The sequence below is a fragment of the Micromonospora sp. NPDC048868 genome (assembly GCF_043198195.1).
Classification (GTDB): domain Bacteria; phylum Actinomycetota; class Actinomycetes; order Mycobacteriales; family Micromonosporaceae; genus Micromonospora; species Micromonospora reichwaldensis.
Map to the genome: position 1 here is coordinate 51,251 of NZ_JBICUN010000027.1, position 24,685 is coordinate 75,935.

Here is a 24,685-nt window from a genome sequence, read left to right on the forward strand (position 1 = left end):
CAAGCTCCGGGACTACCTGAAGCGGGTCACGGTCGACCTGCAGAAGACCCGGCAGCGCCTGCACGAGGTGGAGGCGTCCGCGCACGAGCCGGTCGCGATCGTCGGCATGGCCTGCCGTTACCCCGGCGGCGTGACGAGTCCCGAGGACCTGTGGCGGCTGGTGGAGTCCGGGACCGACGCCACCGGCGCGTTCCCGACCGACCGCGGCTGGGACCTGGAGTCGCTGTACGACCCCCAGTCGCAGCGGGAGGGCACCTCGTACACCTCGCGCGGCGGTTTCCTGTACGACGCGGCGGACTTCGACCCGACGTTCTTCGGCATCAGCCCCCGCGAGGCGGTCGGCCTGGACCCGCAGCAGCGGCTGCTGCTGGAGGTCGCGTGGGAGACGCTGGAGCGCGCCGGCATCGACCCCGCCTCGCTCGCCGGCAGCCCGACCGGCGTGTTCACCGGCCTGATGTACCACGACTACGCGGGCAGCAACAGCTCCGGCAGCGTGGTCTCCGGCCGGGTCGCCTACACCCTGGGGCTGGAGGGGCCGGCGGTCACCGTCGACACCGCCTGCTCGTCGTCGCTCGTCGCGCTGCACCTGGCGATCCAGGCGCTGCGCCGGGGCGACTGCACCCTCGCGCTCGTCGGCGGCGTCTCGGTCATGGCGACGCCGCTGACGTTCGTCGAGTTCTCCCGCCAGCGGGGCCTGTCACCGGACGGGCGGTGCCGCTCGTACTCGGCGGACGCCGACGGCACCGGGTTCGCCGAGGGTGCCGGCGTGCTGCTGGTGGAGCGGCTGTCGGACGCGCTCGAGCACGGTCACCGCGTACTGGCGGTGGTGCGGGGCTCCGCGGTCAACCAGGACGGCGCGTCGAACGGGCTGACCGCGCCCAACGGGCCGTCGCAGCAGCGGGTCATCGAGGCCGCGCTTGTCGACGCGGGCCTGTCGACGCGCCAGGTCGACGTGGTCGAGGGGCACGGCACCGGCACGACCCTGGGCGACCCGATCGAGGCGCAGGCGCTGCTCGCCACGTACGGCCAGGACCGGGAGGACCCGCTCTGGCTCGGCTCGGTGAAGTCGAACATCGGCCACACCCAGGCCGCAGCCGGGGTCGCCGGGGTCATCAAGATGGTGGAGGCGATCCGGCGCGGTGTCCTGCCCGCGACGCTGCACGCCGAACAGCCGTCGGACCAGGTGGACTGGACGGCCGGCAACGTACGGCTGCTGACCGCCGCCACGCAGTGGCCGCAGACCGGGCAGCCGCGCCGGGCCGCGGTCTCGTCGTTCGGGTTCAGCGGCACCAACGCCCACGTGATCGTGGAGCAGGCGCCGGAGACCGTCGTCGCGCCCGAGCCGGCCGCCGCGCCGGTGACGTCGCTGCTGCTCACCGCCCGCGACGCCAACGCGCTGCGGGACCAGGCGCGGCGGCTCTCCGCCGTGGTGTCGCAGGTGGAGCCGGCTGAGCTGGGCTACGCCCTGGCCACCACCCGGTCCCGCTTCGCGCACCGGGCCGCGGTGCTCGGCGGCACCGCCGGGGAACTGGCCGCCGGCCTGGGCGCCCTGGCCCGCGACGAGCAGGCCGCCAACCTGGTCCGCGGCCGGGTGGCCGACGGCGGGGTCGCGATGCTCTTCTCCGGGCAGGGCGCGCAGCGGCTGGGCATGGGCCGCGGGCTGTACGCGGCGTACCCGGAGTTCGCGGCGGCGTTCGACGAGGTGTGCGCCGCCCTGGACCCGCACCTGGACGGGCCGCTGCGCGACGTCCTCGACACCGAGGACCTGCACCTGACCGGCTGGACCCAGCCCGCCCTGTTCGCCGTCGAGGTGGCCCTGTACCGGCTCGTCCGGTCGTGGGGCGTCACCCCCTCGGTCCTGGCCGGGCACTCGATCGGCGAGCTGGCCGCCGCGCACGTCGCGGGGGTGTTCACGCTCGCCGACGCGGCCCGCCTGGTCGCCGCCCGGGGCCGGCTGATGCAGGCGCTGCCGGCGGGCGGGGCGATGCTCGCCGTGCAGGCCACGGAGGACGAGGTCGCGCCGCTGCTCGGCGCGGACGCCGACATCGCCGCCGTCAACGGCCCGGGCTCGGTGGTCGTCTCCGGCACGGAGGAGGCGGTGGCGGCGGTGGCCGAGCGGTTCGCCGACCGCCGCACCCGGCGGCTGACCGTGTCGCACGCCTTCCACTCGCCGCTGATGGACCCGATGCTCGCGCAGTTCCGGGCGGTGGCCGAGACGGTCTCGTACGCGCCGCCGAGCATCCCGCTGGTCTCCACGGTCACCGGCGCGCCCGCGGGCGACGAGCTGGCGACGCCCGACTACTGGGTCGGGCAGGTCCGCGCGACCGTGCGCTTCGCGGACGCGGTACGCGCCGCCGCCGCGACCGGCGCCACGACGTTCCTCGAACTCGGCCCGGACTCGGTGCTCGCCACCATGGCGGCGGACTGCCTGGACGGCGACGTGCTGACCGCGCCGGTGCTGCGCCGGGACCGCGACGAGCCGCGTGCCCTGGTGGAGGCGCTGGCGCGGCTGGAGACCCGGGGCGTCGCGCTGGACCCGGAGGCGTTCTACCACCGGTCCGGACGGTCCTGGGTGGACCTGCCGACGTACCCCTTCCAGCACGAGCGTTTCTGGCAGGACAGCGTGGACCCGGCCGGCTCCGGCCAGGCCGGCGACGACGACGGCCTGTGGGCGGCGGTGGACAGCGGTGACCTCGACACGGTGGTCACCACGCTCGACGTGGACCCGCAGGCGCCCCTGGCGTCGGTGCTGCCCGCGCTCTCCGCGTGGCGCCGGGGACGGCAGGAGCGCTCCGCGCTGGACCGCTGGCGCTACGAGGCCCGGTGGGAGCGCCGCCCCGGCGGCACCCCGGCGGCGCTGACCGGCACCTGGCTGCTGGTGGTCGCCGACCCGGCGGCGCCGGGCGACGCGGGCGCAGCGGTGGCCGACGCGCTCACCGCGCACGGCGCCACGGTCGTCACCACCGGCCCGGCGGACCTGGCCGGTCACCTCGACGCGGCACCGGCCGGCGTGGTCTCCCTCCTCGCGCTCGACGAGGCGTTCCTGCCCGGCCACCCCGGCGTCCCGGCGGGCGCCGCCGCCACCCTCGACCTGATCCGCGCGCTCGCCGGGCGGGGCGCCAGGCTGTGGTGCCTCACCCGTGGGGCCGTCGCCACCTCCCCGGCCGACCCGGTGACCGCCGTGGCCCAGTCGCAGGTGTGGGGCCTCGGCCGGGTCGCCGCGCTGGAGCTGCCCGAGACCTGGGGCGGCCTGGTCGACCTGCCCGCCGAGCTGGACGGGCGCGCCGCCGCCGCGCTGGCCGGCGTGCTTGCCGGCATCGGGGAGGACCAGGTCGCGGTGCGCCCGGACGGGGTGTTCGTCCGCCGGCTGCACCGCGCGCCGGTGACCGGCGCCCCGCCCTGGCGCGGCGCGTCCGGCACCGTGCTGATCACCGGAGGCACCGGCACCCTCGGCATCGAGGCCGCCCGCCTGTACGCGCGCCACGGCGCCGAGCGGGTCGTGCTGCTGAGCCGGCGCGGCACCGCTCCCGCCGAGGCGCTCGACGAGCTGCGCGGACTGGGCGCGCAGGTCGACGTCGTCGCCTGCGACGTGGCCGACCGGGCCGCCCTGGCGGCGGTCGTCGACGGCTACCCCGACGTACGCGCCGTCGTGCACGTGGCGGGGCTGGCGCAGCTCACCGGCATCGTCGACATGGAACTCGCCGAGTACGCCGACGTCGTCTCCGCCAAGGTCGCCGGCGCCACCCACCTCGACGCGATCTTCGCGGATCGCGACCTCGACGAGTTCGTGCTCTTCTCCTCCGTGGCCGGCGTCTGGGGCAGCGGCGGTCAGGCCGCCTACGCCGCCGGCAACGCGCACCTGTGCGCCCTCGCCGAGGCGCGGCGCGCCCGGGGGCAGGTCGCCACCGCCCTCGCCTGGGGCCCGTGGGCCGAGAGCACGCTGGTGGACGACGAGATCTCGGCCTCGCTGCGCAAGCGGGGCCTGGCGCCGATGGCGCCGGAGCGGGCCGTCGCCGCCATGCGTACGGCCCTGGCGGCCGGGGACACGGACGTCGTGCTCGCCGACGTGGACTGGGCCACCTTCGTGCCGTCGTTCACCGCGCTGCGGCCGAGCCGGCTGTTCGACACCATCCCCGAGGCGGTCGCCGACGAGGAGTCGGCCGAGACCTCCACCTCGTCGGACTTCGCCCGCCGGCTCGCCGACCTGCCCGAGGCGGACCGCCTCGACCACGTCGTCGGGCTGGTCCGCACCCAGGTCGCGCTCACGCTCGGCTACCCGGGGCCGGAGGCGGTCGAGCCGGCCTCCGCGTTCAAGGAACTGGGCTTCGACTCGGTCACCGCCGTGGAGTTCCGCAACCGGATGGTCGAGGCCACCGGCGTACGGCTCTCCGCGGCCGTCGCCTTCGACTACCCGACCCCGGTCGCGCTGGCCGAGCACCTGCTGGAGACGGGTCGCACCGAGGTGGTCGTCGGCACCGTCGCCGCCGACGAGCCGATCGCCATCGTCGGCATGAGCTGCCGCTTCCCCGGGGGCGTCAGCTCGCCCGAGGAGCTGTGGACGATGCTGCGCGAGGGGCGCGACGGCATCGGCCCGTTCCCCACCGACCGCGGCTGGGACCTCGACGGCCTGTTCCACCCCGACCCGGAGCACTCCGGGACCAGCTACGTCCGCGAGGGAGGCTTCCTCGCCGACCTGCCGGGCTTCGACGCGGCCTTCTTCGGCATCAGCCCCCGCGAGGCGGAGGCCATGGACCCGCAGCAGCGGCTGGTGCTGGAGGCGTCCTGGGCGGCCTTCGAGGACGCCGGCATCGACCCGACCGGGCTGCGGGGCAGCGCGACAGGCGTGTACGTCGGCGCCAACAACGTCGACTACGCCCGGATCACCGGGGCGGCCGGGGCGAGCGCGGAAGGCTTCATGGCCACCGGCAACGCCGCGAGCATCCTCTCCGGTCGCCTCTCGTACGTGCTGGGGCTGGAGGGCCCGGCCGTGACCGTGGACACCGCCTGCTCGTCGTCGCTGGTGGCGATGCACCTGGCGGTGCGGGCGCTGCGCTCGGGCGAGTGCGCGATGGCGGTCGCGGGCGGCGTCACCGCCATGTCGACGCCGGGCGCGTTCCTGGAGTTCAGCCGGATGCGCGGGCTCGCCCCGGACGGGCGCTGCAAGGCGTTCGCGGCCGGCGCGGACGGCACCAACTGGGGCGAGGGCATCGGCGTGGTCGTCCTCGAACGGCTCTCCGACGCGCTCGCCGCCGGCCACGAGGTCCTCGCCGTGGTACGCGGGACCGCCGTCAACCAGGACGGCGCGTCCAACGGGCTGACCGCCCCCAACGGCCCCTCGCAGCAGCGGGTCATCCGGCAGGCGCTGGCCGACGCCGGGCTCTCCACCGCCGACGTCGACGTGGTGGAGGCGCACGGCACGGGCACCACGCTGGGCGACCCCATCGAGGTCGACGCGCTCTTCGCCACGTACGGCCGGGACCGCGCCGGAGACCGGCCGCTCTGGCTGGGCTCGGTGAAGTCGAACATCGGGCACACCCAGGCCGCCGCCGGCGTCGCCGGGGTGATCAAGATGGTGCTCGCGCTGCGGCACGGCGAACTGCCCCGGACCCTGCACGTGGCCGAGCCGACGGCGCACGTCGACTGGTCGGGCGGCGTACGGCTGCTCGCCGAACCGCAGCCGTGGGAGCGCAACGGCCACCCGCGTCGCGGCGGCGTCTCGTCGTTCGGGTTCAGCGGCACCAACGCCCACCTCGTCATCGAGGAGGCGCCGGAGGCGCCCGAGGCCGAGCGGACGCCCGACGACGGGCCGGTCGCGCTCGTGCTCTCCGCCCGCTCAGACGGGGCGCTGCGCCGGCAGGCCGCCGACCTCGAGCCGCTCCTGGCCGAGGTGGCGCCCCGCGACCTGGCGTACTCACTGTCGCTGCGGGCCACCCACCCGCGCCGCGCGGTCGTGGTGGGCGGCGCCGACGAGCTGCGCGCCGGCCTCGCCGCGCTCGCCGCGGGGGAGCCCGCGCCGAACCTGGCCACCGGGGTCGCCGCCGGCACGCCGGGGAAGGTGGCGTTCTCCTTCCCCGGGCAGGGCTCGCAGTGGATCGGCATGGCCGTGGAGCTGCTGGACACCGCCCCGGTCTTCGCCGCCCGGATGGCCGAGTGCGAGGCCGCGCTGGCGCCGCACGTCGACTGGTCCCTGGAGGCCGTCCTGCGGCAGGGGGAGGAGCTGGACCGGGTGGACGTCGTCCAGCCCGTCCTGTTCGCCGTCATGGTGTCGCTGGCCGAGCTGTGGCGCTCCCACGGGGTCGAGCCCGCCGCCGTGGTGGGGCACTCCCAGGGCGAGATCGCCGCCGCCTGCGTGGCGGGCGCGCTCTCCGTGGCCGACGCGGCCAGGGTCGTGGCCCTGCGCAGCCGCGCGCTGCTGCGCCTGTCCGGCAAGGGCGGCATGGTCTCCGTGCCGCTGCCGGTGGCCGAGGTGCGCGACCGGCTGGAGCGCTTCGCCGGGCGGGTGACCGTGGCGACAGTCAACGGGCCGCGCTCGACGGTGGCGGCAGGCGAGCTGGACGCCCTCGACGAGCTGCTGGCCGAGTGCCAGCGCGACGGCGTGCGCGCCAAGCGCATCGACGTGGACTACGCGTCGCACTCGGCGTACGTGGAGGAGCTGCACGAGGAGCTGCGCGACGTGCTGGCCGGGCTGGAGCCCCGCCGGCCCGAGGTGCCGCTCTACTCGACAGTGGACGACCGCTGGCTGGACGACGTCGCGATGGACGCCGAGTACTGGTACCGCAACCTGCGCCAGACCGTCTGGTACGAGCCCGCCGTTCGGGCCCTGCTCGACGCGGGCGTCACCACGATCGTCGAGGTCAGCCCGCACCCCGTGCTCACCATCGGCGTGCAGGACGTCATCGACGACGCGGAGGCCACCGCCACCGTGGTCGGCTCGCTGCGCCGCGACGAGGGGGGACTGGCGCGCTTCCTGCTCTCCCTGGGCGAGGCGCACGTGCACGGCGTGCACCCCACGTGGGGCGTCGAGGGCGCGCGCCGGGTCCGGCTGCCCGGCTACCCGTTCCAGCACGAGCGGTACTGGCCGGCCGTCGGCACGGCCACCGCCGACGCGGCCGGACTGGGGCTCGCCGCCACCGAGCACCCGCTGCTCGGCGCGGCGGTCGCGCTGGCCGACACCGACGGCCTGCTCTTCACCGGCCGCATCTCGGTGGCCGCGCACCCGTGGCTGGCCGACCACCGGGTCGGCGGGCAGGTGTTCGTGCCCGGGACCGCGCTCGTGGATCTCGCGGTCCGCGCCGGCGACGAGGTCGACTGCGGCCGGGTCGAGGAGCTGACCCTGACCGCGCCCCTGGTGCTGCCGGAGAAGGGCGGGGTCCAGGTGCAGCTGCGCGTCGGCCCGCCCGACGAGAACGGGCAGCGGCAGTTGACCGTCCACTCCCGGCCGGACGGGGTCGCCACCGACGCGGCGCCGTGGGTGCGCAACGGCGTCGGCCTGCTCGCCCCCGGGGAGCCGGCGGGCGGCTTCGACACCGCGTGGCCGCCGGCGGCCGAGCCGGTCCCGTCCGACGAGCTGTACGCCACCCTGGCCACGGCCGGTCTCACGTACGGCCCGACGTTCCAGGGCGTACGCCGGGTGTGGCGGCAGGGCGAGGAGATCTTCGCCGAGGTGGCCCTGCCGGCGGAGGCCGCCCGGGCTGCGGCCGGTTACGGCCTGCACCCGGCGCTGCTCGACGCCGCGCTGCACCCGCTCGCGCTCGTCACCAGCGGCACCGAGGCGCTGCTGCCGTTCGAGTGGAGCGGCGTCTCCGTGCACGCCGTCGGCGCGACGGAGCTGCGCGTCCGGCTGCGTCCGCGCGGCCGGAACACGGTCGCGGTGACCGTGGCCGACCAGAGCAACACCGTGGTCGCCGAGGTCGAGTCGCTGGTGCTGCGGGAGGCCACCGCCCCCGCGCGGCCGAGCACGCACCACGACGCCCTGTTCCGCCTGGAGTGGACCCCGGTCGCCGCGCCGGCGACCGCCCCGGACGCCCGCTGGGCGGCCCTCGGCGGGTGCACCCTGCCGCAGGACGCCGGCCTCGTCACCGACGCGTACCCGGACCTGGCGACCCTGCGGGCCCGGGTGGCCGACGGCGCGCCGACGCCCGCCCTGGTCGTGCTGCCCTGCGCGGCCGGCGCGGCCGACGACCCCGCCGGGGCGGCCCACCGGGTCGTCCACGACACCCTCGCGGTGCTGCGCGAGTGGCTCGCCGACGAGCGGTTCGCCGACGCCCGGTTGGTCGTCGTCACCCGGGACGCGGTGAGCGTGCAGGAGGCGGCCCCCGGCCTGCCCAGCTCGCCGGTGTGGGGCCTGCTCCGGTCGGCCCAGAGCGAGCACCCGGACCGCTTCGTCCTGCTCGACGTCGACGACCGCGAGCCGCACCGGCTGCTCGCGGCGGCGGTCGCGGCCGACGAGCCGCAGCTCGCCATCCGCGACGGCGTCCTGCTGGCCCCCCGGCTCGCCCGCGCGGCGAGCAGCCCCGCGCTGGCGGCGCCGCCGGCCGAGCGCTGGCGGCTGGACGTCACCGAACGCGGCACGCTGGACAATCTGGCGCTGCTGCCCGAGGCGGAGGAACCGCGTCCGCTGGGGCCGGGCCAGGTGCGCATCGCGATGCGGGCCGCCGGCCTGAACTTCCGGGACGTGCTGATCGCCCTCGACATGTACCCCGGCGGCGGCGTGATGGGCGGCGAGGGGTCGGGCGTGGTCGTCGAGACCGGGCCGGACGTGACCGGCGTCGCGGTCGGCGACCGCGTCATGGGCCTGTTCTACGGCGCCTTCGGCACCGAGGTGGTCACCGACGCGCGGATGGTCGTGCCGGTGCCGTCGGGCTGGTCGTTCGCCACGGCGGCGTCGACGCCTATCGCGTTCTGCACCGCCTACTACGCGCTTGTCGACCTGGCCCAGGTCAAGCCGGGGGAGCGGGTGCTGGTGCACGCCGCGGCCGGTGGCGTCGGCATGGCGGCGGTCCGCCTCGCCCGGCACCTCGGCGCGGAGGTGTACGGCACCGCCAGCACCGGCAAGTGGGACGCGCTGCGTGCGATGGGGCTGCCGGACACGCACATCGGCAACTCCCGCACCCTGGAGTTCGAGGAGCGCTTCGGCGCGGCCGGCATCGACGTGGTGATCGACTCGCTGGCGAAGGAGTTCGTCGACGCCTCGCTGCGCCTGCTCGGCGCGGGCGGCCGGTTCGTCGAGATGGGCAAGACCGACGTGCGGGACCCGGACCGGGTCGCCGCCGACCACCCGGGCGTCGCCTACCAGGCGTTCGACCTGCTCGCCATCGACCCGGACCGGGTCGGCGCGATCCTGCGCGACGTGGTCGCCCTGTTCGGGACGGGTGACCTCACGCCGCTGCCGGTGCGGCCGTACGACATCCGGCGCGCCCCGGAGGCGTTCCGGTTCATGTCCAAGGCCCGGCACGTCGGCAAGCTCGTGCTCACCGCGCCGCCCCGGCGGGACCCCGACGGCACGGTGCTCGTCACGGGTGGCACCGGCACCCTCGGCGGTCTGCTGGCCCGGCACCTGGTGACCCGGCGCGGGGTGCGGCACCTCCTGCTGACCAGCCGCCGTGGCCCGGACGCCCCCGGGGCCGCCGAGCTGGTGGCCGAGCTGACCTCGTACGGCGCGGAGGTCACCGTCGCGGCGTGCGACGCGGCGGACCGCGCGGCGCTGGCCGAGACCCTGGCCCGGGTGCCCGCCGCGCACCCGCTGACCGCCGTGGTGCACACGGCGGGCGTCCTCGCCGACGGCCTGGTCGCCGCGCTGACCCCGGAACAGGTCGACGCGGTGCTGCGGCCCAAGGTCGACGCGGCGGTCAACCTGCACGAGCTGACCCTGGACGCCGAGCTGGCCGAGTTCGTCGTGTTCTCCGCGGCGGCCGGCACGATGGGCGGCCCCGGGCAGGGCAACTACGCGGCGGCGAACACCTTCCTGGACGCGCTCGTGGCGCGGCGCCGGGCGGCCGGGCTGCCCGCCCGTTCGCTGGCCTGGGGCCTGTGGAGCGAGGCGAGCGGGATGACCGCGCACCTCGACGCCAACGACCGCGCCCGGATGGCCCGCGTCGGCCTGCTGGAGCTGTCGGTGGAGCAGGGCATGGCGCTGTACGACGCGGCGGAGCTGGTCGACGAGCCGCTACTGGTGCCGATGCCGATGGACCCGGCGGCGCTGCGCGAGCTGGGCCGGGCGGGCCTGCTGCCCGCGCTGCTGCGTGGCCTGGTGCGGGGCCCGTCCCGACGGTCGGTGGAGCAGGCGACGCAGTCGCCCGGCGCCCTGCGCGACCACCTGGCGAGCCAGAGCGGCCCGCAGCGGCGGCACACCGCGCTGGAGTTCGTCAAGGCACAGGCCGCCGCCGTGCTCGGGCACGCCGGCGCGAGCGCCGTGGACCCCGACCGGCCGTTCACCGAGCTGGGATTCGACTCGCTCACCGCTGTCGAGTTCCGCAACCGGCTGAAGGCGGCCACCGGCCTGAAGCTCTCCGCCACCATGGTGTTCGACCACCCGACCGCCGCGGCGCTCACCGACCACCTGCTGGCCGGGCTGGCCCCGGCCGAGGTGGACCCGGCCGCGGGGCTGTTGGCCGAGCTGGACCGGCTGGAACGCTCGTTCGCCCAGGCCGGTGCGGCGGGTCTGGAGGACGCGGTCAAGGCACGGATTACCGATCGGTTGCACGCGGTGATGTCGAATTGGCGTGGCAGGTCCGACGTGGACGCCGAACCCGACGGACCGGACGTGGGCCTGGTGCTGAAGACCGCCTCCGCCGACGAGCTGTTGCGGTTCATCGACGACGAACTCGGCGCCGCCTGAACCGGACGCGCTGAGGAGGGCTTACTGATGGCGAACGAAGAGCAGCTTGTCGAGTACCTCCGGCGCGTGACGGCCGACCTGCACGAGACGCGGCGGAAGCTGCGTACCGCGACGGAGCGGGAGCCGATCGCCATCGTCGGCATCGGCTGCCGCTTCCCCGGCGGCGTGCGCTCCGCCGACGACCTGTGGGAGCTGGTGTCGTCCGGCGGCGACGGCATCACCGACTTCCCCACCAACCGGGGCTGGGACCTGGACGACCTGTTCGACCCGGACAGCGGCTCCGGCACCAGCTACGTGCGGCGGGGCGGCTTCATCCCGGACGCCACCGACTTCGACGCGGGCTTCTTCGGCATCAGCCCGCGCGAGGCGCTCGCCATGGACCCGCAGCAGCGGCTGATGCTGGAGACGTCGTGGGAGGCGTTCGAGCACGCCGGGATCGACCCGCACTCGCTGCGGGGCAGCCGGACCGGCGTGTTCGTCGGCGCGAACAGCGTCGAGTACCTGAACGCCATGCAGCGGGACGTGGACGCGCTGATCGGCTACACGATGACCGGGGTCGCGGGCAGCGTCGTGTCCGGCCGGGTGTCGTACGTGCTGGGGCTGGAGGGCCCGGCCGTCACCGTGGACACGGCCTGCTCGTCGTCGCTGGTGGCGGTGCACGTGGCCGCGCACGCGCTGCGCAGCGGAGACTGCGACCTCGCGCTGGCCGGCGGCACCTGCGTCATCTCCACGCCCGGCACGTTCATCGAGTTCTCCAGCCAGAAGGGGCTCGCCCCGGACGCCCGGGTCAAGGCGTTCGCCTCGGCGGCGGACGGCACCGCGTTCGGCGAGGGCGTCGGCGTACTCGTGCTGGAGAAGCTGTCGGACGCGCGCCGCAACGGGCACCGCGTCCTGGCGGTGGTACGCGGCTCGGCCGTCAACCAGGACGGCGCGTCGAACGGCCTCACCGCGCCGAACGGGCCGTCGCAGCAGCGGGTGATCCGGGCGGCGCTGGCGAACGCCGGGCTCACCACTGCCGACGTGGACGCGGTGGAGGCGCACGGCACGGGCACCACGCTGGGCGACCCGATCGAGGCCCAGTCGCTCATCGCCACCTACGGCCAGGAGCGTGACCGGCCGCTCTGGCTCGGCTCGGTGAAGTCGAACTTCGGGCACACCCAGGCCGCCGCCGGCGTCGCTGGCGTGATCAAGATGGTCATGGCGCTGCGGCACGAGGAGCTGCCCCGCACCCTGCACGTCGACAAGCCGTCGCACCACGTGGACTGGTCCGACGGCGCCGTCCAACTGCTCAGCGAGCCGGTGCGGTGGCCACGGGGCGAGAACCCGCGGCGCGCGGGCGTCTCGTCGTTCGGCATCTCGGGCACCAACGCCCACGTGCTGATCGAGGAGCCACCGGCCGCCGAGGCCCCGCAGAGCGCCCCGCCGGCCGAGGGCCCCGCCACCTGGGTGCTGTCGGCCCGGACCGAGGCGGCGCTGCGCGACCAGGCGGTCCGGCTGCGCGACCGCCTGACCGACGACCTCGGCACGCACGACGTCGCGTACGCGCTCGCCAGCACCCGCGCCCGCCTCCCGCACCGCGCCGTCCTCGTCGGGGACCGGGACGAGCTGTCCGCCGCGCTCGACGCGCTCGCCGACGGGGGTGCGGCCCGCAACCTCGTCACCGGGCTCGCCGACGCCGGCGAGCGCACCGCGTTCCTCTTCCCCGGCCAGGGCTCGCAGTGGCTGGGCATGGCCGCCGAGCTGCTGGACACCGCACCCGTCTTCGCCGAGCGGATGGCGGAGTGCGCCACCGCCGTCGACCGGCACACCGACTGGTCGCTGCTCGACGTGCTGCGCGGCGTCCCGGGCGCCGCCTCCCTGGACCGGGTCGACGTCGTCCAGCCGGCGCTGTTCGCCATGATGGTCTCGCTGGCGGCGCTGTGGCGCTCCCACGGGATCGAGCCCGCCGCCGTCGTCGGGCACTCCCAGGGCGAGATCGCCGCCGCCTGCGTGGCCGGGGCGCTCACCCTGGACGACGCCGCCCTGGTGGTGACCCGGCGCAGCCAGCTGATCGCCGTGGACCTCGCCGGGCGGGGCGGCATGGTGTCCGTGTCGGAGCCGGTCGCGAAGGTCGCCCGGCGCCTGCGGCCCGGGCTGTCGGTCGCCGCCGTGAACGGGCCGTCCACCGTGGTCGTCTCCGGCGCGCCCGAGGCGCTCGACGAGCTGCTCGCCGAGTGCGAGCGCGACGAGGTCCGCGCGCGGCGCATCGACGTCGACTACGCCTCGCACTCCGCGCACGTCGAGTCGATGCGCGACGAGCTGCTCCGGGTCCTCGCCCCCGTGCGGCCCCGCACCGGCGACGTGCCGCTCTACTCGACCGTCACCGGTGAGCTGCTCGACACCGCCGAGCTGGTCGCCGAGTACTGGTACCGCAACCTGCGGCAGACCGTCGAGTTCGAGCAGACCGTACGCGGCGTCATCGCCGACGGCATCGACTCCTTCGTCGAGGTCAGCTCGCACCCGGTGCTCGTACCCGCCGTGCAGGACCTGCTCGACGAGGCGGGCGGCGGCTCGGTCGTCGGCACGCTGCGCCGCGACGAGGGCGGCCTGCGCCGGTTCCTGCTGTCGCTGGGGCAGGCGCACACCCGGGGCGTGCAGCCGGACTGGGCCACGCTGGTCACCGCCCCGGCCCGACCGGTCGCCCTACCCACGTACGCCTTCCAGCGCCGCACCTACTGGCCCAGCGGGGCGGGCGGCCCGGTCGACGCCACCGGCCTCGGCCTCGGCTCCACCGGCCACCCGCTGCTCGGCGCGACCGTGTCGCTGGCCGGCGCGGACGGGGTGCTGCTCACCGGCCGGCTGTCGACCTCGGCGCACCCGTGGCTCGCCGACCACCGGGTGGCGGGCCGGATCTTCCTGCCCGGCACGGCCTTCGTCGAGCTGGCGGTCCGCGCCGGCGACGAGGTGGGCGCCACCGAGGTCGAGGAGCTGACGCTCGAAGCGCCCCTGGTGGTGCCGGAGCGGGGCGCGGTGCAGGTCCAGCTCCGCGTCGGCGAGCCCGGCCCGGACGGCGCCCGGCGGCTGACCGTCCACTCGCGGCCCGACGGCGACGGCCCGTGGACCCGGCACGCCACCGGCACGCTGGGCACCGGAGCGTCCGGCGCCGACGACCGCGCGGCGGCCCCGGCGGGCGTCTGGCCGCCCGAGGGCGCCGAGGCCCTGGACACCGCCGAGCTGTACGACCGGTTCGCGGCGCTCGACGTGACGTACGGCCCCGCCTTCGGCGGCCTGGGGTCGGTGTGGCGGCGGGGCGACGAGCTGTTCGCCGAGGTCACCGCCCCCGAGGCGGCGAAGGTCGCGGGCTTCGGCCTGCACCCCGCGGTGCTCGACGCGGCGCTGCACCCGCTCGGCCTGGGCGTGTTCACCGCCGACGACGGTGAGGGCGGGCCCTGGCTGCCGTTCGCCTGGCACGGGGTGACCCTGCACGCCACCGGCGCCGCCCGGCTCCGGGTCACCCTCCGGTCGGCGGGCCCGAACGCCGTCGCGGTGACCGTCGCCGACCACGCCGGCGCGCCGGTCGCCACGATCGACGCGCTGGCTGTGCGCCGCCTGCCCGCGAACGCGCTCGCCGACCTGACCAACCCGCGCCACCAGGCGATGCACGTGCTCGACTGGGTGCCCGTCCCGGTGGCCGACGGCGCGGCCACGGTCGCGGTCGTGGGCGGCGAGCTGCCCGGCGCCACCGCGTACGACAGCCTCGCCGCGATCGCCGAGGTCCCCGACTTCGTGGTCCTCCCGGTCACCGCCGACGGCGACGACCTGGTCGGGGCCACCTACCGGGCGGTGCAGCACGCCCTCGCCGCCGTCCAGGAGTGGCTGGCCGAGGACCGGTTCGCCGCCGCCCGCCTGGTCGTGCTGACCGAGGGGGGCACCGACGCGACCCGGCCGGCGCTCGCCGCCGTGTGGGGCCTGCTGCGCTCGGCCGCGTCCGAGAACCCCGGCCGGATCGTGCTCGTCGACGTGGCGGGCGGGCAGTGGGCGCCGAACCTCGTGCCGGCGCTGCGCTCGGGCGAGCCACAGCTCGCCCTGCGCGGCACCGAGGTCCTCGTACCCCGCATCGCGAAGGCGTCCGGGCAGCCGGGCACGCCGTCGGAGATCACCGGCACGGTCCTCGTCACGGGTGCCTCGGGCACGCTCGGCCGCCTCGTCGCCCGGCACCTCGTCGCGCGGCACGGCGTCCGCCGGCTCGTGCTCGCCGGCCGTCGCGGCATGACCGAGGACCTGCGGACGCTGCACGACGAGCTGACCGCCCAGGGCGTGCACGTGACGGTCGCCGCCTGCGACGCCGCCGACCGCGAGGCGCTGGCCGCGCTCGTCGCGGAGCACCCGCCCACGGCGGTCGTGCACACGGCCGGCGTCCTGGACGACGGGATGATCCCGTCGCTCACGCCGGAGCGGGTCGCGACCGCGCTGCGCCCCAAGGTCGACGCGCTCGTCAACCTGCACGAGCTGGCCGGCGACGTGAGCGCCTTCGTCGTCTTCTCCTCCGCGGCGGGCGTCCTCGGCGGCCCCGGCCAGGGCAACTACGCGGCGGCCAACGCCTTCGTCGACGCGTTCGCCGCGTACCGGCGCGCCCTGGGCCTGCCCGCGGTGTCGCTGGCGTGGGGCATGTGGGCTCAGCGCACCGGCCTCACCGGCGCGCTCGACGACGCCGACCTCGCCCGGATGCGGCGCTCCGGCGTGCGGCCCCTCTCCACCGAGGACGGGCTCGCGCTCTTCGACGAGGCGCTCGGCGCGCCCGAGGCCGCCCTCGTGCCGATCCACCTGGACCTCGCCGCCCTGCGGGAGCAGGCGTCCGGCGGCGTGCTGCCCCCGGTGCTGCGCGGCCTGGTCCGCACCCCGGCGCGACGCCAGGTCTCCGCCGACGCCGCGGCGGCCTCCGACCTGGTCGCGGCCCTCGCCGGTCGCGGCCCGGCCGAGCGCCGCAAGGAGCTTGTCGACATCGTCCGTACGCAGGTCGCGGTCGTGCTCGGGCACGGCGGCGCCGAGGCGGTGGGCGCGACGAAGGCGTTCAAGGAACTGGGCTTCGACTCGCTCACCGCCGTCGAGTTCCGCAACCGCCTCAACGCGGTCGTCGGCCTGCGGCTGCCCGTCACGCTGGTCTTCGACTACCCGAACCCCACCACGCTGGCCGAGCACCTGGACGCGGAACTCTTCGCCGGTGGGTCGGCCGCAGCCGTGGTCGTGGCCGCCACCGACGGCACCGACGACCCCATCGCGATCGTCGGCATGGGCTGCCGGTTCCCCGGCGGCGCCACCTCCCCGGAGAAGCTGTGGGACCTGGTCGCGGGGGGCGTCGACGCGGTGGCCGGCTTCCCGACCGACCGTGGCTGGGACATCGACAACCTCGTCGACCCGGACCCGGACAAGCCCGGCCGCACCTACTGCGGGGAGGGCGCCTTCCTGTACGACGCGGCCTGGTTCGACGCCGAGTTCTTCGGCATCTCCCGCCGCGAGGCCCTGGCCATGGACCCGCAGCAGCGGCTGTTTCTGGAGACCTCGTGGGAGGCCGTCGAGCGCGCCGGCATCGATCCCACCACCCTGCGCGGCAGCCGCACCGGCGTGTTCGCCGGCCTGATGTACCACGACTACACCGCGCACCTTCAGCACCTGCCTCCCGAGCTCGACGGCTTCATCGGCACCGGCGTCGCCGGCGGCGTGGTCTCCGGCCGGGTGTCGTACGCGCTGGGGCTGGAGGGGCCGGCGGTCACCGTCGACACGGCGTGCTCGTCCTCGCTGGTCACCCTGCACCTGGCCGCCCAGTCGCTGCGCCGGGGCGAGTGCACGCTCGCCCTGGCCGGTGGCGTCACCGTGCTCGCGACGCCCAACGCGTTCATCGACTTCAGCCGCCAGCGGGCCCTCGCGCCGGACGGCCGGTGCAAGTCCTTCGCGGCCGGCGCCGACGGCACCGGCTGGGGCGAGGGCGTCGGGGTGCTGGTGCTCGAACGGCTCTCCGACGCGCGCCGCAACGGCCACCCGGTGCTCGCCGTCGTGCGCAGCACCGCCGTCAACCAGGACGGCGCGAGCAACGGCATGACCGCGCCGAACGGGCCGTCCCAGCAGCGCCTGGTCAACCAGGCGCTCGCCGACGCGGGGCTGCGACCGGCCGACGTGGACGCCGTCGAGGCGCACGGCACCGGCACCACCCTGGGCGACCCGATCGAGGCCCGGTCGCTCATCGCGACGTACGGCCGCGACCGGGGCGAGCACCCGCTCTGGGTCGGCTCGATCAAGTCGAACATCGGGCACACCCAGGCCGCCGCCGGCGTCGCCGGGGTGATCAAGATGGTGGAGGCGATCCGGCACGGCCTGCTGCCGCCGACGCTGCACGTCGACGCGCCTTCGCCGCACGTGGACTGGGCGGACGGGGCCGTCCAGCTGCTGACCGCGGCGGTGCCCTGGCCGGAGACGGGACGCCCGCGCCGCGCCGGCGTCTCCTCGTTCGGCATCTCCGGCACCAATGCGCACGCGATCATCGAGCAGGCGCCCGAGCCCGTGGTGGTGGACTCGACGGCCGACGTGCCGGTGGTGCCCCTGGTGGTGTCCGGCCGGGACCAGGCCGCGCTGCGTGACCAGGCGGCCCGCCTCGCCGCCCACCTCACCGACGCGGCGTCCGCCGTGGACGCCGGTTTCTCGCTGGCCACCACCCGTACCGCCCTGCGGCACCGGGCGGTCGTGCTCGGCCGGGACCTGGCCGAGCTGCGCGCCGGACTGGCCGCGCTGGCCCGTGGCGAGAACGCCGCCGGGCTGGTCGGCGGGGTCGCCGACACCGCCGGGGCGACCGCCGTGCTCTTCACCGGGCAGGGGTCGCAGCGGGTCGCGATGGCGGGGGAGCTGATGGGCTTCCCGGTGTTCGCGGCGGCGTTCAACGAGGTGTGTGCGGAGTTGGACGGGCATCTGGAGCGGCCGTTGCGGGAGGTGCTGGGCTCCGAGGAGGTGCATCAGACGGGGTGGGCGCAGCCGGCGTTGTTCGCGGTGGAGGTGGCGCTGTTCCGGTTGTTCGAGTCGTGGGGGGTGCGGCCGGACTTCGTGGCGGGGCACTCGATCGGTGAGTTGGCGGCGGCGCACGTGGCGGGGGTCCTCACCCTGCCGGACGCCGCCCGGCTGGTGGCCGCCCGCGGCCGGCTGATGCAGGCGCTGCCCACCGGCGGCGCGATGGTGGCCGTACGCGCCACCGAGGACGAGGTCGTCCCGCTGCTCTCCGACGCCGTGGCGATCGCCGCCGTCAACGGCCCCACCTCGGTCGTGCTCTCCGGCGATGAGGCCGCCACCCTGGCGGTCGCCGAGAAGTTGGCTGCCAGCGGCCGCAAGACCAAGCGGCTCACCGTGTCGCACGCGTTCCACTCGCCGCTGATGGAGCCCATGCTCGACGAGTTCCGCGCGGTGGCCGGGTCCGTCACCCACCACCCGCCGACGATCCCGGTGCTCTCCACGGTCACCGGTGAGCCCGCCGAGCTGACCCCCGAGTACTGGGTGCGTCAGGTACGGGCCACGGTCCGGTTCGCCGCGGCGGTCGAGGCGCTGGCGGCACGCGGCGTACGCACCTTCCTCGAACTGGGCCCGGACGCGGTGCTCACCGCGCTCGGCCGGGAGTGCGTGGCCGACGGCGAGTTCGTGCCCGCGCAGCGCGCCGACCGGGACGGGCCGCAGGTGGCGACCGAGGCGCTCGCCCGCCTGCACAACCGCGGCGTACCCGTCGACTGGCGGGCCTTCTTCGCGGGCGCGCGCCCGGTCGCCCTGCCCACGTACGCCTTCCAACGCACCCGCCTGTGGCCGGACCCGCCCGCCGCCGCCGCGCCCGGCGACGACTTCTGGGCCGCGGTCGAGCGCGACGACCTGGGCGCGCTGCTGGGCCTGGACGACACCGCGACCCTGAAGGACGTGGCGGTGGCGCTGTCGTCGTGGCGACGCGGGCCCGCGCCCGGCTACCAGCTGCGGTGGTCCCCGGTCACGGAGCTGCCGGTGCCCGCGCTGCGGGGCGTGTGGCTGGTGCCGACGGACGCCGACAAGATCGCCGAGGCGATGGCCCGGCACGGCGCCGACGTCCGGGTGTACCGCGACGGCACGGCGGACGAGCTGCTCGACCTGGTGCCCGAACACGTGGCGGCGGGGGTGCTGACGACGTCCGCCGGCCCCACCCCGGCCGGGCTGCTGCGGGCCCTCGACGAGTCCCGCGTGGAGGCTCCCGTGTGGTGCCTGACCCGGGGCGCGGCCGCGGTCACCCCCACCGAGCGGATCACCGACCTGGACGGGGCGGCGGCGTACGGCTTCGGCCGGTCCACCGCCCTCGCCACGCCCCGGGCCTGGGGCGGGGTGGTCGACCTGCCGGAGACGCTCGACGACCGGACGCTGACCGCCCTGTGCCGGGTGCTCACCCGGGGTGCCGGCGAGGACCAGGTGGCGCTGCGCTCGGCGGGCGTCTTCGCCCGCCGGCTCGTCGCGGCCCCCGCGCCGACCGGTGAGCCGTGGCGGCCGGCGGGCCCGGTCGCGCTGCACGGCGGGCCGCTGGCGGACCGGATCGCCGCCCTGCTGGAGGCGGCGGGCGCGACGGTCACCACGGGGGCCGCCGACACGGTGGTCGTCACCAGCGACGCCGACGACCCGGTCGCGACCGCCCTCGCCGCCAGCGCCGAGCGGCTCGTGCTCGTGCACACGGCCGACGAGCTGTTCGGTGTCGCCGGCGCCGCCGGGACGGCGGCCGTGTTCGACGCGATCGCCCAGCAGCGCGACGGGGCGGTGTCGATCGCGGTCGGCCCGGACGTCACCGTCGAGCAGTTCGGCGCGGCGGTGGGCACGGGCGCGGCAGGCCGGGTCGCCGCCGCCGTGGACTGGCCCTCGTTCGTACCCGACTACACCCGGTACCGGCCGAGCCCGCTGCTGCGGGACCTGCCGGACGCGATGCGCCACGTCACCGAGGCCGCCGAGGACACGCTCGACGCCGACAGCCCCGACGCGTTGCGCCGGCTGCTCGACGGCGCCGACGAGGCCGAGACCCGCGCGGTGCTGTCCCACGTGGTACGGGCCCAGACCGCGTACACGCTGGGTCTGCCGTCGGCCGCCACGGTCGACGAGAACCAGGAGTTTCTCGACATCGGCTTCTCCTCCCTCACCGCCGTGGAACTGCGGCGCCGGCTCGAGGCCCTCACCGGGCTGGAGTTGACCGCCGCGCTCGTCTACGACCACCCGACGCCTGCCGAGGTGGTCGAGGAACTGCTCGCCCAGCGGGCCCTCGTCGCGTAGCACACCCCCCACGACGAGGAGCGGACCTTCGTCACCCCCCTCTCGGAAGGAAGCCCTCATGAGCAAGTCCGCTCGGATGAGCACGCTGATCAAGCCGCCCAAGGTGGCGTGGAACCCGACGGAACGCCGGCTGCTGCGCGCGGCGGGCATCGCCGACCTGCGCGACGTGGCCCGCCGGGCGGTGCCCCGGATGGTGTTCGACTACTGCGACGGGGCGGCGGACAGCGAGCGCAGCCTCAGCCGCGCCCGGGAGACGTTCGCCAACATCGAGTTCCAGCCGTCGGTGCTGCGCGACGTGTCCAACCTGGACACCAGCCGGACGGTGCTCGGCAAGCGGCAGAAGCTGCCGTTCGCCTTGGCGCCGGTCGGCTTCAACCGGGTGATGCACGCCGAGGGCGAGCCGGCCGTCGCGTCGGTGGCGCAGCAGTTCGGCATCCCGTACTCGGTCTCCACCCTCGCCACCACCTCGCTGGCGGACGTCGCCGCCGCCGCGCCCGAGGGCCGGCACTGGTTCCAGCTGTACTTCGCCGAGGACCGGGCGATGGTCAAGGAACTGATCGCGCTCGCCGAGGAGGCGAAGTTCGACACGATCCTGCTGACGCTGGACACGCCGATCTCCGTGCCGCGCCGCCGCGACATCCGCAACGGCCTGACCATCCCGCCGTCGATGAGCGTCGGCACCATCGCCGAGGCGTTCCTGCACCCGGGCTGGTGGATGCGGCAGTGGCGGGCCGGCACCCCGTCCCCGCAGGTGCTCAAGGCCACCGGCGGGTCCGCGTCCGACATGATCAAGCGGGTGTTCAACCCGCGGCTGTCCATCGACGACGTCGAGTGGCTGCGCGGTGCCTGGTCGGGCAAGCTCGTCGCCAAGGGCGTGCAGAGCGTCGCCGACGCCAGGCGGGTCGCGGACGTCGGGGTCGACGGGGTGTGGCTGTCCACGCACGGCGGACGCAAGCTCGACCGGGCCCCGGTGCCCGTCGAGCTGCTGCCGGACGTCGTGGACGAGGTGGGCGACCGGGTCGAGGTGCTCGTCGACACCGGCATCACCTCGGGCGCCGACATCGTGGCGGCGATCGCCCTGGGCGCCAGCGCCGCCGTGGTCGGCCGGGCCTACCAGTACGGCCTGATGGCCGGCGGTCGGCGCGGCGTCGTACGGGCCATGGAGATCCTCAGCCGGGAGATCGAGGTCACCATGAAGCTGCTCGGGGTCTCCTCGGTGGGCGAGCTGAACCGTTCGCACGTCAGGTTCCGCTGATTCCCGCCGTTTCTCGATCTCCGGTCGGAACGATCGGGCTGTCGTATTTCGGGGCGTACGTGGAGGTTATTTGTGGCACGCATGAGCGGGAACGGTCACTGCCGTTCGTTCAACGGGGACGGGAGGATGGACATCATGGTCCGCGACGACGTCACGGGCGAACTGCTGGTCTTCCCGCACAGCGGCAGCTTCCGGGGTAGCGAGACCTTCGGCGAGCCGGAGCTGATCAGCACCGGCTTCCATCCGAACCGGAACCACGGGCTGGTCCGCCCCATCGACGTCAACGGCAACGGCTACGCCGACGTCATCGGCATCAGCATGACGCACATGAACGAGACCCACGGGATCTTCCTCTATCCGAACAGGGGTGGGCTGAACGGTCTCGACACCCTCGGCGAGCCGATCCGGATCTCCGGCGCGCGCGACGACAAGAAGTGGGAGACCCTCGGCATCGCGGACCTGGACCTGGACGGCTGTGACGACATGTTCGGCCGCGAGCAGGACGCGGGCCACGTCGACGCGTTCTTCAACAAGCGCCAGGTCACGCAGAACGAGACGTACGACCGCACCGCGCACCGCCTGGTGACGGTCGACGTCGAGGACTTCCCGCTGGCGATGGCCGACTTCACCGGCACCGGCCGGGCCGACCTGCTGGTCCGGCGGGCGAACGGCGACCTCGACCTGTACGAGTTCGCGCACAACGCGTCCGGCGAGGGCCCGTGGTGGCGCGGCGAGGGCCGGTGGTTCACGCTCGCCCACGGCTGGCAGGAGTACGAGATCATCACCGTGACCGACATCGACCTCGACGGCCGCCCGGACGTGCTGGGTCTGCGCCCCGACGGCACCCTCGTCGTCCACCTGCACCACGGCACGTTCGACCCGGACCGGCCGTTCGCGACGCTGTCCGCACCGGAGGTGCTCGCGACGGGTTGGCAGAAGTACTCGGTGGTGAGCTGACGTGGGCCGGCTCGCGCCGCGACCGGGCGGGCCGTCAGGCGCGGCCCGGCAGCCCAACACAGTGGACGCACGACGAGAGGGGCAGTGGTGAGCGTGAACGAGGCCGGCGACCAGGCCGGGTGGCGGTTGGTGGTGGAATCGAAGCGCTGCATCAGCTCGGGTTTCTGCGTGGGCAGCGCGCCGGACCACTTCGCGATGGACCCCGTCTCCCGGCCGCTGGCCGACGTGGTGGCGCCGTCCGGCCAGGTGATCGAGGCCGCCGAATTCTGCCCCGTGGAGGCCATCTCGGTGATCGACGCACAGGACGGGACGCCGATCGCCCCGAAGCGATGAGGGCGGGGCCCGCCGGGTGGAATCACGCCCGGCGGGCCGACGTCCCGCACAGGCCGCCGTAGGCGGCCTTTCTTCGTCTCCGCTGCGGCCGGGCCCGGGCGGTTCACCGGGAGGCCCGGGCCGAAACGACGCGGTCCGCCGGCCACCTCGCGGGTGACCGGCGGACCGCGTCTTCCGTAGCGCTCAGACCGTGACCGGGAGGGAGATCAGCGCCGGCACCAGCGGCGTACGCCGGACCTTGAGCGACTCCCGGGGCGCGGCGAGCTTGATGTTCGGGAACCGCATGAACAGCTCCCGGAGGGCGATGGTCGTCTCCATCCGGGCCAGCTCCGAACCCGAGCAGAAGTGCGGGCCGCCGCCGAACGCGACGTGCGCCTTGTCCTCGCGGTCGATGTCGAGCACCTGCGGATCGGGGAACCGCTTCGGGTCGTTGCCCGCCGCGGTCAGGTGCAGCAGCACCGTCTCGCCCTTGGCGATCTTCGTGCCGTCGATCTCCAGGTCCTCCGTGGCGAAGCGGCGGAAGCCGTGGTGCACGGAGCCGTTGCGGCGCAGCAGTTCCTCGACGGCCACGTCGAACAGGTCCGGGTCCTTGCGGAGCCGCTCCAGCGTCTCCGGGCTGTCGAGCAGCGCCAGCGCGCCCCGGCCGATCATGCCCGCCGTGGTGTCGTACCCGCCCAGCATCGTCAGCAGGGCCAGGGCCATCACCTGGTAGACGTTGAGTTCGGGCTCGCCGTCGGCGTTCTTGGCGTGGATCCAGTACGAGAAGAGGTCCTCGCCGGGCTCCTTCGTCTTCTCCTCGCGGACCATGTTCATGAAGTGCGACATCTTCGTGCGGACCATCGCGTTGGTCTCGTTGTCGCCGCTGAACACCAGGTCCGCCCAGTGCTTCAGGTCCTTGCGGTACTCCTCGCGGATGCCGAGCACGTCGCAGACGATCGTGATCGGCAGGATGGCCGCGTAGTCCTCGACCAGGTCGCCGCCGCCGGCCGCCTCGATCGCGTCCAGCCGGGCCTTGACCAGCTGGTGCACCCGGGGGCGGAAGGTCTCCAGGTTGCGGGGCAGGAAGGTGAAGTTGATCATCTTCTTGAGCCGCGTGTGCTCCGGCGGGTCGAGGGTGACGATCGTCCCGGTCGCCTCGCCCTCCGGGAAGCGCTTGCTGGTGAAGTCGCCGTTGCTGTACTCGCGGGGCCGCGCGAGGCGCCTGTCGCGGAGCGCGGAGTAGACCTCGGCGTGGCCGGTCACCAGCCACACGGGGCCGTGGTCGGGCAGGCAGGTGCGGTGCACGGCACCCTTTTCGTGCAGTGACGCGTAGACCTCGTACGCCGCGTACGGGCTAGCGAAGTAGTCGTCGTCCATCACCATCTGATGCCCGTGCGCCGGGCACTTGTTCGCCATGTCGTCCTCGCTGTGGTCTGAGCAGGAATCGCCGTCGGCCTCCGGTGCGCCAGGCGTCACGGACCGCGCGCTCCTGATGTTGCCCGCAGACGGTCCACCCTCGGGTAATCGTGGAGGCGATCGTGGCTGGTGCGGAGTGGATCGGTGGGTTAGTGGGTGAGTGCGGGGATTTGGATTTTGGCGTCGTGTTCGAGGATGCGTTGTTGGAGTTCTTGGAGGCTGCGGCCGGGTTCGAGGCCGAGGCCGTCGACGAGGGCTTCGCGGGTGCGTCGGTAGACGCGGAGGGCGTCGACTTGGCGGCCGCTGCGGTAGAGGGCGAGCATGAATTGGTGGCAGAGGCGTTCGCGCATGGGTTCGGTGGCGGTGAGGATTTCGAGTTCGGGGGTGATTTCGCGGTGTCGGCCGCAGGCGAGTTCGGCGTCGAGGCGGTCTTCGAGGGCGGAGAGTCGTTCGTCTTCGATGGCGGCGAGTTCTGACCAGCAGGTGCCGGTTTCGACGAGGTCGGCGAGGGCGCGTCCGCGCCAGAGGGTGAGTGCTTCGGTGAGGAGTTGGGCGGCGCGGGTGGGGTTGTTGGTGGTGGTGGCGTGGCGGCCTTCGCGGACGAGTCTGCGGAAGCGGTAGAGGTCGAT

Annotated in this window: 5 protein-coding genes and 3 pseudogenes; 6 read left to right on the forward strand and 2 right to left on the reverse strand. The window is 75.0% G+C overall.

Annotation, left to right across the window (positions count from 1 at the left end; all coding sequences use genetic code 11):
• Positions 1–25: 25 nt before the first annotated feature.
• From ACGFNF_RS28615 to ACGFNF_RS28640, 6 genes and pseudogenes are all read left to right on the forward strand, one after another.
• A pseudogene (locus ACGFNF_RS28615) lies at positions 26–10,837 on the forward strand (type I polyketide synthase); the annotation flags it as partial.
• 24 nt (positions 10,838–10,861) lie between these two features.
• Positions 10,862–18,781 (forward strand): annotated as a pseudogene (locus ACGFNF_RS28620) (type I polyketide synthase); the annotation flags it as partial.
• 1,143 nt (positions 18,782–19,924) lie between these two features.
• Positions 19,925–20,116, forward strand: a pseudogene (locus ACGFNF_RS28625) (acyl carrier protein); the annotation flags it as partial.
• Between the two features lie 58 nt (positions 20,117–20,174).
• Complete coding sequence (locus ACGFNF_RS28630; RefSeq protein WP_393171910.1) at positions 20,175–21,371, forward strand: alpha-hydroxy-acid oxidizing protein; 1,197 nt, start codon at positions 20,175–20,177, stop codon at positions 21,369–21,371.
• An 81-nt stretch (positions 21,372–21,452) separates the two neighbouring features.
• Positions 21,453–22,328, forward strand: coding sequence for an FG-GAP repeat domain-containing protein (locus ACGFNF_RS28635; RefSeq protein ID WP_393171912.1), 876 nt, complete (start codon positions 21,453–21,455; stop codon positions 22,326–22,328).
• Between the two features lie 87 nt (positions 22,329–22,415).
• Positions 22,416–22,661, forward strand: a complete 246-nt coding sequence (locus tag ACGFNF_RS28640; protein ID WP_393171914.1) for a ferredoxin — start codon at positions 22,416–22,418, stop codon at positions 22,659–22,661.
• 183 nt (positions 22,662–22,844) lie between these two features.
• On the opposite strand, the gene ACGFNF_RS28645 is transcribed toward ACGFNF_RS28640, so the two are convergent.
• Both ACGFNF_RS28645 and ACGFNF_RS28650 read right to left on the reverse strand, forming a co-directional pair.
• Entirely contained in the window at positions 22,845–24,056 is a 1,212-nt protein-coding gene (locus ACGFNF_RS28645) for a cytochrome P450 (RefSeq protein ID WP_357578079.1), read from the reverse strand.
• Positions 24,057–24,205: 149 nt separating this feature from the next.
• Positions 24,206–24,685: AfsR/SARP family transcriptional regulator (locus ACGFNF_RS28650; protein WP_393171916.1), on the reverse strand; the 480-nt coding region annotated here is incomplete at its 5' end.